This window comes from Actinokineospora sp. NPDC051303, from assembly GCF_055586285.1.
Map to the genome: position 1 here is coordinate 1 of NZ_JBVJIN010000091.1, position 12,022 is coordinate 12,022.

At 70.6% G+C, this 12,022-nt stretch carries 10 protein-coding genes; 2 read left to right on the forward strand and 8 right to left on the reverse strand.

Features of this window, described 5'->3' with window-relative positions; translation table 11 throughout:
* Nucleotides 1-124: 124 nt before the first annotated feature.
* The 4 genes from ACZ6SD_RS32295 to ACZ6SD_RS32310 form a co-directional block, all read right to left on the reverse strand.
* Nucleotides 125-553 (reverse strand): hypothetical protein, encoded by a 429-nt coding sequence (locus ACZ6SD_RS32295; protein WP_465320816.1) that lies wholly within the window; start codon nt 551-553, stop codon nt 125-127.
* Between the two features lie 38 nt (nt 554-591).
* On the reverse strand, nt 592-4,209 hold the full coding sequence (gene metH / locus ACZ6SD_RS32300) for a methionine synthase (protein WP_465320825.1): 3,618 nt from the start codon (nt 4,207-4,209) through the stop codon (nt 592-594).
* A 179-nt stretch (nt 4,210-4,388) separates the two neighbouring features.
* Nucleotides 4,389-5,249, reverse strand: coding sequence for an FG-GAP repeat domain-containing protein (locus ACZ6SD_RS32305; RefSeq protein ID WP_465320817.1), 861 nt, complete (start codon nt 5,247-5,249; stop codon nt 4,389-4,391).
* A 137-nt stretch (nt 5,250-5,386) separates the two neighbouring features.
* The gene (locus tag ACZ6SD_RS32310; protein WP_465320818.1) at nt 5,387-6,208 is read right to left on the reverse strand and encodes a hypothetical protein; all 822 of its coding nucleotides are present in this window, start codon (nt 6,206-6,208) and stop codon (nt 5,387-5,389) included.
* 118 nt (nt 6,209-6,326) lie between these two features.
* On the opposite strand from ACZ6SD_RS32310, the gene ACZ6SD_RS32315 reads away from it, so the two are divergent.
* Nucleotides 6,327-7,001: a DUF998 domain-containing protein gene (locus tag ACZ6SD_RS32315; protein ID WP_465320819.1), complete on the forward strand. Its 675-nt coding sequence runs from the start codon at nt 6,327-6,329 to the stop codon at nt 6,999-7,001.
* A gap of 98 nt (nt 7,002-7,099) precedes the next feature.
* On the opposite strand, the gene ACZ6SD_RS32320 is transcribed toward ACZ6SD_RS32315, so the two are convergent.
* Nucleotides 7,100-7,246, reverse strand: coding sequence for a hypothetical protein (locus ACZ6SD_RS32320; protein ID WP_465320820.1), 147 nt, complete (start codon nt 7,244-7,246; stop codon nt 7,100-7,102).
* Between the two features lie 112 nt (nt 7,247-7,358).
* Between ACZ6SD_RS32320 and ACZ6SD_RS32325 the strand changes: the two genes are divergently transcribed.
* Nucleotides 7,359-9,182 (forward strand): hypothetical protein, encoded by a 1,824-nt coding sequence (locus tag ACZ6SD_RS32325; protein ID WP_465320821.1) that lies wholly within the window; start codon nt 7,359-7,361, stop codon nt 9,180-9,182.
* A 7-nt stretch (nt 9,183-9,189) separates the two neighbouring features.
* Here the strand turns inward: ACZ6SD_RS32325 and ACZ6SD_RS32330 are convergent, their stop codons facing one another.
* Genes ACZ6SD_RS32330 through ACZ6SD_RS32340 form a run of 3 tightly spaced genes read right to left on the reverse strand, consistent with a single transcriptional unit; the run spans nt 9,190 to nt 11,859 of the window.
* Complete coding sequence (locus ACZ6SD_RS32330) at nt 9,190-10,146, reverse strand: magnesium transporter CorA family protein (protein ID WP_465320822.1); 957 nt, start codon at nt 10,144-10,146, stop codon at nt 9,190-9,192.
* Complete coding sequence (locus ACZ6SD_RS32335; protein WP_465320823.1) at nt 10,143-11,168, reverse strand: type III polyketide synthase; 1,026 nt, start codon at nt 11,166-11,168, stop codon at nt 10,143-10,145. The genes ACZ6SD_RS32330 and ACZ6SD_RS32335 overlap by 4 nt, the downstream gene beginning before the upstream one ends.
* 4 nt (nt 11,169-11,172) lie before the next feature.
* On the reverse strand, nt 11,173-11,859 hold the full coding sequence (locus ACZ6SD_RS32340) for a methyltransferase domain-containing protein (protein ID WP_465320824.1): 687 nt from the start codon (nt 11,857-11,859) through the stop codon (nt 11,173-11,175).
* Nucleotides 11,860-12,022 lie beyond the last annotated feature (163 nt).

Genomic DNA, 12,022 nt, shown 5'->3' on the forward strand with positions numbered 1-12,022 from the left:
CTCCGCACGTGTGAGGCCGAAGGCATCCCACCCGTCTTTCACACGGCGATCTTCCTTCGTAGGGGCCCCAGAGAAACCACTCCACCCCATCGAGCCAACCCCCGCAACGAGACCCGCACAGACCTCAAGCAGGCTCACGCCCAGTCACCGACCGAGCGATATCCACCCACCGCGGCTCCTGCCCAAGCTGAATCCTCGGCGTATGCACCGCAAACCCCACCACCGGCCGAGCCTCCTCAAAATGAAACTCCAGCCCATAACTCCCCGGCAGCACCTCCGCCACCTCAGCCGCCGGAAACCGCCGCGTCCCCCAGGGATTCACCACAGCCACCTGCCCATCAACAAGCTCAACCCGCGCCCGAAACGCGGCCCACGCTAAGAGCACCAGCACGGCATATAACGCCACGCTTAACACCTGCTCAGACATAGGCACCCCGTCGAGCAGCAGCGGCCGGACCACTGAGGGCAGCGTCAACAGGGGCACGGCGACCGCGATCAGCCGTACCCACCACCGCACCCGCCACACCCGCCGGACCGATCGAGGCGTCTCCATCGGGGGATTCTCACACGAGTCGGGCCCGATGTCGCCGGTCAATCCGGGTCGTAGGCGAGGTTGGGCCGCAGCCACCGTTCCACTTCGGACTGGGCCAGGCCGCGCCGCGTGGCGTAGTCCTCGATCTGGTCGCGGCCGACCCGGCCCACGGTGAAGTACCGCGACTGCGGGTGCGCGAACAGCAGGCCGCTGACGCTGGCCGCCGGGGTCATCGCGAACGACTCGGTCAGGCCCATGTCGAGCTGCTTGGCTTCCAGCAGGTCGAAAAGGAGTTCCTTCTCGCTGTGGTCCGGGCTGGCCGGGTAGCCCAGCGCCGGGCGGATGCCGCGGAAGCGCTCGGCGTGCAGGTCTTCGATCGCGGGGTCGGCGTCGGGCTCGAACCAGGCGCGCCGGGCTTCCAGGTGGATGTGCTCGGCGAACGCTTCGGCGAGCCGGTCGGCGAGGGCTTTGACCATGATCGCCTTGTAATCGTCCTGCTTGGCCTCGTAGGCCGCGGCCAGTTCTTCCGCGCCGTGGATGGCCACCGCGAACCCGCCGAGGTGGTCGCCTTCGGGGGCGATGTAGTCGGCCAGGCACCGGTTGGCCCGGCCTTCGGGCTTCTGCGTCTGCTGGCGCAGCATCGGGAACCGCACGCCGTTGTCGAGCACGATGTCGTCGCCTTCGGCGTGCGCGGGCCAGAACCCGTACGCGCCGCGCGCCTCGAACGAGGAGTCGGCGATGATCTGGTCGAGCAGCGCGTTCGCGTCATCGAACAGCTCGCGGGCGACCGGCTGGTCCAGGATCGCCGGGTACTTGCCCTTGAGTTCCCAGGCTAGGAACAGGAACTGCCAGTCGATCATCTCGCGCAGCGTGGTCAGGTCCGGCTTGACCAGGCGGAGGCCGGTGAAGTCGGGCACCGGCAGGTCCTCGAACGACACCCGTTCCCGGTTGGCGCGGGCCTGTTCCAGGGGCAGCAGTGGCTGTCGGGTCTTGGCCTCGTGCTGCTCGCGCAGCCGCTGCTGTTCGACCCGGTTGGCCGCGGCCAGCGTCTCGGCCCGGTCGGTGTCGAGCAGGTCGGAGACGACGCCGACGACGCGGGACGCGTCGAGCACGTGGACCGTCGCGCCGTCGTAGGCCGGGGCGACCCGGACCGCGGTGTGCTGGCGGGAGGTGGTGGCGCCGCCGATCAGCAGCGGCAGCGACAGTCCGCGCCGCTGCATTTCCCCGGCCACCGCGACCATCTCGTCCAGCGACGGCGTGATCAGCCCGGACAGGCCGACGGCGTCGGCGCCCTCGGCGATCGCGGTGTCGAGGATGACCGACGCGGGCACCATCACACCCAGGTCGATGACCTCGTAATTGTTGCAGCCCAGCACGACGCCGACGATGTTCTTGCCGATGTCGTGCACGTCGCCCTTGACCGTGGCGAGCACGACTTTCCCTTGCCCGCGCACGGTTTCCGCGCGGCCGTCGAGGCGGGCCTGCTCCTTCTCGGCCTCCATGAACGGCTCAAGGTAGGCGACCGAGCGCTTCATGACGCGCGCGCTCTTGACCACCTGCGGCAGGAACATCTTGCCCGAGCCGAACAGGTCGCCCACGACCTTCATGCCGTCCATGAGCGGGCCTTCGATGACGTCCAGCGGCCGGGCGGCTTCCTTGCGGGCTTCCTCGGTGTCTTCCTCGATGAAGTCCACGATGCCGTGCACCAGCGCGTACGACAGGCGCTCGGCCACCGGCGCGTCGCGCCAGGCCAGGTCCACGACCCGGCGGGTGCCCGACCCGCTCACCGTCTCGGCGAAGGACACCAGCCGGTCGGTCGCGTCGGGCCGCCGGTCGAAGATCACGTCCTCGACCAGTTCGAGCAGGTCGGCCGGGATGTCGGCGTAGACCGCGAGCTGGCCCGCGTTGACGATGCCCATGTCCAGCCCGGCGCGCACCGCGTGCAGCAGGAACGCCGAGTGCATGGCCTCGCGCACGACGTCGTTGCCGCGGAAGGAGAACGACAGGTTGGAGATGCCGCCGCTGGTGCGCGCGCCCGGGCAGCGCTGCTTGATCAGCGGCAGCGCGTCGATGAACGCCTTGGCGTAGCCGTTGTGCTCGGTGATGCCGGTGGCCACGGCCAGCACGTTGGGGTCGAAGACGATGTCCTCGGGCGGGAACCCGATCTTCTGGGTGAGCAGGTCGTACGCGCGGCCGCAGATGGACACCTTGCGCTCGGTCGTCTCGGCCTGGCCCTGCTCGTCAAAGGCCATGACGACCACGCCCGCGCCGTAGTCGCGAATGCGCCGGGCCTGTTCGAGGAAGGGCTCCTCGCCTTCCTTGAGGCTGATCGAGTTGACCACGCCCTTGCCCTGCACGCACTTGAGCCCGGCCTCCAGCACGCTCCACCGCGAGCTGTCGATCATGATCGGGATCCGGGCGACCTCGGGCTCGGTCGCGATGAGGTTGAGGAACGTGGTCATGGCGCGCTCGCTGTCGAGCAGGTCGGCGTCCATGTTGACGTCCAGCAGGTTCGCCCCGCCGCGCACCTGCTCCAGCGCCACGTCGACCGCGCCCTGGTGGTCGTCGGCCTCGATCAGGCGGCGGAACCGCGCCGAGCCGGTCACGTTGGTCCGCTCGCCGATCATGACGAACCCGGTGTCCGGCCCGATCGCGAACGGCTCTAGGCCGCTGAACCGGGTTTTCGCGGGCGGTGCGGGCACCGCGCGCGGCGGGACGCCCTTGGCGGCCTCGGCGATCCGGGCGATGTGCGCGGGCGTGGTGCCGCAGCAGCCGCCGACGATGTTGACCATGCCCGCGGCGGCGAAGTCGCCGAGCAGCTCCCCGGTCTCCTCGGGCGTCTGGTCGTAGCCGCCGAACGCGTTGGGCAGCCCGGCGTTGGGATGGCTGGCGGTGTAGGTGCCCGCGAACCGGGCCAGGTCGGCGATGTGCGGGCGCATCTCCGCGGCCCCCAGCGCGCAGTTCACCCCGACCACCAGCGGGTCGGCGTGCTCGATGGAACTCCAGAACGCCTCGACGGTCTGCCCCGACAGCGTGCGCCCGCTCAGGTCCACGATCGTCACCGAGATCCACAGCGGCAGTTCCGGCGCGACCTCCCGCGCCGCCGCGATAGCCGCCTTCGCGTTGAGCGTGTCGAAGATCGTCTCGACCAGCAGGATGTCCACCCCGCCCTCGGCGAGCGCCGCGATCTGCTCCGCGTAGGTGGCCTTGACCTGGTCGAACGTCACCGCCCGATACGCCGGGTCCTCCACCCGAGGCGACAACGACAGGGTGACGTTCAGTGGCCCGATCGACCCGGCGACGAACTTCCCCCCCGCCTCGTCCGCGGCCTGGCGGGCCAACTGGGCGCCGCGCACGTTCATCTCGTGGACCAGCGACTCCAGCCCGTAGTCGGCCTGCCCGATGCTGGTCGCGGTGAACGTGTTCGTGGTGGTGATGTCCGCGCCCGCGGCCAGGTACTGCCGGTGCACGTCGAGGATGACGTCCGGCCGGGTGAGGTTCAACAGGTCGGGATCGCCGGTCACATCACGCGGGTGATCGCCGATCCGGTCGCCCCGGTAGTCGGCAGGCGTGAGCCCGGCCCCCTGCAACATGGTGCCCCAGGCCCCGTCGAGCACCGCGATCCGCCGGTCCAGAAGCTCCCGCAGGGCCGCCGTCCTGCTGCCTGCCTCTGTCACCACGCGCACACCTCCGTTGTCCGGAGGCGCCCTTGTCGACCACAACCCTGGCCGAGCGTGGCGGACCTCGGGTCCGTCGCAGCGCCTCTCGACCTGGACCTCGAGCCTACCGGACCACGCCCCGCCCGTCCGAGACGCTCACGCGCTGGAAGAATCACACGAGGTAGTCGCGCCGCCGGTCAGGGACGCTCGGTGAATCCGCCCGCTCCGTCGTTGCGGAAGTGCCGCACGGTGATCGTCCCGTCGCTGTGTCTGGAGATCACGCCGACATCGGGAACACCGTCGTAGTCGAGGTCGGTGACGAACACCTCGTACGCCACGGAGACCCCCGAACTCGCGAAGATCACCGGCGCCCGCCCGCTGCCGAAGCGCAACTCGGCCGCGGCCAGCGAGAACTCACAACGGCGGGACAGCAGCATGTCCTGTCCGCCGTCCCCATCAAAGTCGGCGAACGCGTGCTGGGGAATCCCGGCCGAGCTGCAGACGTCGATCGGACCGGGCACCAAGACGCCGTCTGGTGTGTTCCGGAACGAGATCAGCCGCACGGCATGGTCGCTGGACTGCCAGATGTCGGCGAGCCCGTCGCCGTCGAAGTCCGTCTGCCGCAACGTGCTGGGAAAGTCGAGCCCGCCGGTCTGTCCGACCACGAAGACCCGGGGACCGACCTTGCGCAGGATCATCAGTTGGCGTCCCGCGGGCGCCGTGGTCTGGAAGTTGGTGACCAGGATCTCCGGCTTCCGGTCGCCGCCGAGATCGACCACCTCGCCCATGTTCGGGCAGTACGGCATCGCCGTGGCCTGCGAGGTGTAGGCATAGTCCACGGGAGCCCCGAACCCACCCCCCGAAAGCCCGTGCTCAACCCGCAGCGTGCACGTCGTGGACAGCGTGACCGGCCCAAGCGACACCCGGTCGGATCTTCGGTCCCCGTCGACATCACCGACGAACGGCTGTCCCAAGTTTCCCGCACTCGCCGCCCCCGACAACGGCAACAACAACGCGGCCGCGAGCGTGGCGACGGTGGCCAGTCTTGTCTTTCGCATGGTTCCCCAAACCTCATCGGCCCTGGCGATTCCAGGGCTCCATGGGGAAGTCGCCGTCACCGGCCCGCTGTGACCGGCACGAGGCCGTTCTGTCGAATTGCCGCCCGCCGTGCGTGAAGCGACGCGGGCGGAGAAGGTCAGCGGCCGGGGATGAGGGTGCGGGGGCCGATGAGGGCGGCGACGCCGGTCAGCAGGTAACCGACCGACGGGGCGAAGGCGCCGATGCTCAGGTCGCTGAAGGCGGTGGCGTTGACCAGGTCCATGACGGCGGTCAGGTGGATTCCGGACAGGGCGAGCAGGATGACGCCCGCGACGCGGCGGAAGGTGGTGACGGCGAGTTTGAGGGCGAGCGCCACCAGGACGACGGCGATCAGGGCGCCTGCCGCGAGGGCGATTTCGACCGTGGTGAAGCTCATCGGCTCGGGGGAGCCGAACAGGCCGGTCAGCGGGCCAAGGCCGTAGCGCAGCACCAGGTAGCCGAGGCCGAGCAGCATCAGGCCGCCCCACACGACCTTCATCGCGACCGACTCCAGGACGGCGGCGAAGGCGAGGACGATGCCCAGGGCGATCAGCGGGTAGCTGAACAGCACGACGTACCAGTCGCCGAAGCCGTGGGAGTCGCCGTCGGTCAGGGTTTTCCAGAGGGTGGGGAGGGAGACGCCGTCGCTTGTGGTGCCGCGGGCGGCCCAGGGGAGGACGGTCAGGCTCAGCAGTTGGATCAGGGAGCCCGCGGTCGCCAGCAGCAGGCCAAGGCCGGGGACTCGGCGGGGGAACCGTTGCGGGGCAAAGGGTTCGCGCGGAGGTTGGCGGTACTGGGGTTGGCCGTGCGGTGGCTGCCCGTGCGGCTCGCGGCCAAGAGGTCGCGGCGGGTGGCCGTAGGGGTCGCGCGGCGGCCGGGGCGGGGCGTGCGGAGGCCGCGGGGGCTGGTCGCCGTACGGGTCGTGCGGAGGATGCGCCACGCTGGCACGGTACCCGTTGCGCCGTTGGAGTGCGGCCTGCCGCCGGGCGTTATGTTTCTCCCGCCCCACGCCGATAGATCATGCAGCGGCTTCGAGTTTCGAGGGACCGGAGGCGGCCATGACCGCGACGAACATCTCCCCACCAGAATCCCCACAAGACACGCTTGTCCACTCGTACCTGTTCCTGCGCCGGGCCATCGGACTGATCGGCCTGGCGCTGCCGGTGGTGCTCATCGTCGGCAAGGAACTGGTGCAGGGCGGCGGACTGCTCAACTCGATCAGTGGTTACTACTACAGCGACATGCGCGACGTCTACGTCGGCAGCCTGTGCGCGATCGGCGTTTTCCTGTTGTCCTACCGGGGTTACGACCGGCTTGACGACATCGCCGCCAATGTGGCGGGGGTCGCGGCGATCGGCGTCGCGCTCTTTCCGACCACGCCCGCGGGTGATCCCTCCGCGGCGGACAAGGCCATCGGTGTGCTGCACATCGTGTTCGCGGCCGTGTTCTTCCTGACGCTGGCGTACTTCTGCCTCGTGCTGTTCCGCAAGTCCGACAAGGTCCGCCCGACGCGCCGCAAGGTGCAGCGCAACCAGGTGTACCTGGTGGCCGGGCTGGTCATCCTGGTGTGCCTGGCGGGCATCGTGGTCGTCGGGCGGTTCATGGACGACTCGCTGCATCCGGTGCTGTGGTTGGAATCCGCGGCGACGCTCGCGTTCGGCTTCGCCTGGCTGACCAAGGGCGAGGCCATCCTCGGCGACCTGTCGCCGGTCGCGCTGGTCGCCGAAACCTGAGCCGGTGCATCTCGGGGGGGGGGGGGGGGGGGGGGGGAGCCAAGGAGGGGGGGGGGGGGGGGGGGGGGGGGGCGCCCCCCCCCCCCCCCGCCCCCGAGTCATGTCCGGGGAGTTTGGTCGTCCTCGTCCGCGACGGGTCCCTGCCTGCGGGCGAGGACGATCAGCAGCACGATGATCGCCACCGGGCCCGTGACGAGCGCCATCTCGTCCCAGCCGCCGTTGTGCATCATCACGACCGGCGCCATCGGCGCTCCTTCCGCCCGCGGCCCCTCTTGCCGTGGCCGCCGTCACTCCCTAAAGTGTAACCACAAGTAACAGTTACTTGGGGTTGCGGACTTGTCAAGGAGGACGGTCATCGTGGACACCGCTGCGCAGAGCCCGCCAGCGGGCGGGGCCGAGTTCGGCCAGATCGTCATCGCCGCCCTGATGTTTCTGCTGGTCTTCCTGCCGCTGGCGGTGTTCGCGATCCGCGAGCGGGCGGGCAGGCCGACCGCTCTCGGGCGGCTCGCCGACTGGGCCGCCGCCCGCGTCGAGCTGCCCCGGTGGGCGGCCCTGCCGATGGCCGTGGCGTTCGTCTCTGGCGTCTCCGCGCTCGTCGGCGTCTACTGGGACGTGCCGATCCACATGGAACTCGGCCGCGACGAGGGCCCGCTCGCCAACCCCTCGCACTACCCGATCTACTTCGGACTGATGGGCATCTTCGCCAGCGGTGTGCTCAGCGCCGCGCTGGCCAAGGGAAAGCTGCCCGCCCGCACCTTCGCGATCGGCCCGCACTGGCGCGCCCCGATGGGCGCGATCGCGATGATGGCCACCGGCGCGATCGGCATCGCGGGCTTCCCGCTGGACGATGTGTGGCACCGGCTTTTCGGCCAGGACGTCACCGAGTGGGGCCCGACGCACGTGCTGATGATCGGCGGCGGCGTCGGCGTGGTGATCGGCTTGCAGCTGCTGCTCGCCGAGGCCCGCCAGGTGGGCGCGTCCGGCCCGGTGGTGCGGCTGCTCGGCCCGGTGCTCGCGGGCGCCTGGATGATGGGCGCCTCGGCGTTCCTGATGGAGTACGACCTGGGCGTGCCGCAGTTCCCGATGCTCGCGCAGGTGGTGCTGGTCGGCCTGATCGGCACCTGGACGCTGCTCTACGGGCGGCTCGCCTGGGGGCCCGGCGGCACCCTGATCGTGGTCGCCGTGCTGCTGGTGAGCCGGGCGGCGTTCTCCGTGCTGCCGCTGGCCGACGACCTGCACGTGGCCGTCCCGCTGCCCTACCTCGCCGAGGCTGTGGTGATCGAGTTCGTCGCCCTCGCGGTCCGGCGGCGTGGACTCGGCTTCGCCGTGGCCGCCGGGATCGGCGCGGGCACCGTCGGGCTGCTCGGCGAGTGGGCGCTGTCCCAGTGGCTGATGCCCAACCCCTGGCCCGCCGCGCATCTGGGCACGTTCCTGATCTTCGGCGCCGCCGCGGCCGTCGCGGGCGCGCTGATCGGGACCTGGCAGCACCAGCGGGTCGAGGAGGTCGCCGCCGGTCGCGGCCAGGGTGGGTTCACCGCCCGGCACGGCGCGGGCCTGGTGGGCGCGCTGGGCGCGGTCGCCCTGATGTCCGCCGTCGTCGTGCCCGCCGATCCGCCCGCTGGCCTCACCGCCGACTTCCGCCTCACCGACGCGCCCGGTGGGCCGACGATCTCCAACCCGCACGGCGGCGGCGTCCCGCGCTGGGTGCACGCCACCGTCACGATCAGTCGCCCGGATCTCACCGAGGACCCGATCTGGCTCAACGGTTTCGCCTGGCAGGGCGGCGACTTCTACTCCACGCCGCTGGAGCGGACCGGCGTGGGGGAGTACCGCACGACCGAGCCGCTGCCGGTGTTCGGGCAGTGGAAGGCGGGCATCCGGCTGCACGCCGCGAACCGGCTGCTCGCGCTGGCGCCGATCTACGCGCCGGACGACCCGGCCGCCGACGCCGAGGCCATCCCGGCGGTCTCCGGCGTCCGCGAGTTCATGTCGGAAATCGACTTCCTGCAACGGGAACGCAAGTCCGACACCCCGGCCGTGCTGTGGACGGCGGGCTACCTCGTCGTGGGCGTGTTGTTCGCGGGCATGTGGGCGCTGTTCGCCTGGCTCTACGCCGCGGCCGCCGGGGGCAGGCCCACGACTCCGCGACGCCGGAAAGCGGGCGCGTCGGTCGACCGGTGACGGGTGCTCAGAGCCAGTCCTTGCGCTTGAACATGGCGTACAGGCCGATCGACAGCCCGAGGATCACGGCCGTGGACACCCAGAACCCCCACGGCTGCTCCGACCCCGGATACGGCACGTTCTGCCCGTAGAACCCGGTGACCGCGGTCGGGATCGCGATGATCGCCGCCCAGCCGGTCACCTTCTTCATGATCAGGTTGAGCCGGTTGCCCTGGATGTTGAGCTGGGTCTCCCGCAGCGTCGTCACGTGCTCGCGCAGCGAGTCGGTCCACTCGGCGGCGTGCGCGGCGTGGTCGCGGACGTCGGCGAAATACGGTTCCAGCTCGGCGTCGACCAAGTCCCGGTTCCTCGGCAGCCCGGTCAGCACCTCGCGCGTGGGCAGCACGACGCGGCGCAGGCCGGACAGGCTGCGCCGCAGCCGCACCACGTGCCGCTGCGACTCGCGCGTGTCGGCGGTGTCGTCGAAGACCTGGTCCTCCAGGTCGTCGAGCAGCTCGTCCAGCGCGGACACCGCGTCGAGCTGCCGGTCGACCACGACGTCGAGCAAACCGTGCAGCAGCACGCCGACCCGGTCGGCGGACAGGGTCGACTGGTCCCAGGCGCGGGTCACCTCGCCCATGTCGAACCCGTCGCCCACGGTGACCAGCGCGCGCTCGGTCACGAAGACGGCCAGCTCGGAGGTCGTCAGGGCGCCCGACGCGTCGATCTTGGCGTCGTAGACGGTGAGGAACAGGTGGGACCGGTAGGTGTCCAGCTTCGGCCGCTGCCCGCGGTCGCGGGCGTCCTCCACCGCGAGTTCGTGCAGCCCGAGCTGGTCGCCGACGATGGTCAGGGCGTCCTCGTCGCCGGACTTCAGGTCGACCCAGACCACCGCGCCCGGGGCGGCGAGGTGCGCGGACAACTCGGTCAGCGGAAAGTCGGCCGCGGTGACTTCGCCGTCGCGGTAACAGCGGGTCTCGCTCATCCGGACCTGCGCAGCAGCACCGTGTAGAGGGTCAGCCCCGGCCCGAAGGCCATCGCCAGCACTAACTCGCCCGGCCGCGCCGACAGCTCGCGCAGGACCAGCAGCACCGTGGCCGACGAGCAGTTCCCGTTCGCGGCGAGCACCGCCCGCGAGGGCGCGAGGGCGGCGGCGGGCAGATCCAGCGCGGCCCGCACGGTGTCCAGGATTCGCGGTCCGCCCGGGTGCACCGCCCACCCGGCCACGTCGCCGATCTCCGCGCCGTGCCGGGCGAGCAGCTTCTCCACCACGGGCCGCGCGGACGCGGCGAGGATCTCGGGCACCCGCGCGGACAGCCCCATCCGGAAACCCTGGTCGGTGACGGTCCAGGTCATCAGCTCCCGGCTGTCGGTCTCGGTGTGCGACGCGACGTCGACCACCTCCCAGCCCGGCCCGTCCGGACGCACGACCACCGCGGCCGCCGCGTCGCTGAACAGCGAATGCGCCACCACCTGCTCAGGGTCCCGCGACGGCGGCTGCACATGCAGCGAGGTCAACTCCACGCACACCAGCGCGGCGGGCCGTCCGCCGGTGGCAACGAAGTCCGACACCGCGCGCAACCCGGGAAGCGCCGCGTGGCAGCCCATATGCCCGATGACCAGCCGCTGCGTGTCCGCGGGCAGGTCCAGCGCGGCGGCCAGCCCGATGTCCAGCCCCGGCGTCCCGTAACCGGTGCACGACACGATGGCCAGCAGCCCCAACTCGTCCGCGGCCACTCCGGCGTCGGCCAACGCGTTCGTCAACGCCCGCACCGCCAACGGCGGCGCCTCCTCGGCGAACCGCGCCATCCGCTCACCGGTCGACCACCCCGACACGTCCTCGGTCACCGGGTCCACCACGGAGTTCCTGCTGCGCACCCCCGCCCCCGCGAACACCCGCCGCGCGAGCGCGCTGTCCCCGAAATGCCGCCGAAAGTACCGCTCCCACAAGACGTCCTGGCCCACCGACCGGGGCAGCGCGACGCCGATCCCGGTCACGACCGACACGACATCAACTCTCCTTCATGCCGACACCCTGAAACAGGACGGCGGTCGTCGGAACGGACACCATCCGCACCCCCGGGCGCACCCGCAGCACCCACCCGGCCAAGTCTGTCAACGACGGCCGGATTCCGCGCAACCGCACCGTCACCCCATGCCGCGCGCACTCCCGGACCAACTCCGCCCGATTGACCAGCAGACTGGGCAAGTGCAACCCGCGCGGCACCCGAGGCAACCGCTCGGCGATGTCGATGGCCAGCCACTTGCTCACCGAGGTGTCGGCGAGCGTGTCCAGCACCAGCAGCCCACCGGGACGCAAGATCCGACAGGCTTGCGCGATCGCCCGGCTCAGGTCTGGGACGTGTTCGAGGATTTCGCCCAGCACGACCACGTCGGCGCATTCAGGTTGGAGGGGGAGGGCGAGTAGGTCGCCTTGGACCGCTGCTACGCCGTGCTGCGCGGCTAGGCGGGGGCCTTGGGTGGAGAGATCCACGCCGACGTGCAGGTATCCCTTGGTCGCGATGTGCGGAGCTAGCAGGCCTGCGCCGCAGCCTAGGTCGGCTAGGACCGCTTTGGGGCGGGTGGCGGGTGGGATGAGGTTGGCTCGGGCGGCGGCCAGCCAGTGCAGCATCGCGAACACTCCACGCGGTTGCCACCATTGGGTGGCTAGATCGTCGTAGAGGGCTGGGTCGGTCATGATCAGAGGCTGGCACAGGGTGGTTTGTTCTGCTTGCTGGCTTCTGTGCTGTGTGGGGTGGCTGGCTGGGGTCTGTCTGCTCGATGGGGTGGAGTGGTTTCTTTGGGGCCCCTACGAAGGAAGATCCCGTCGTGGGAAAGACGGGTGGGGAGCCTTCGGCCCC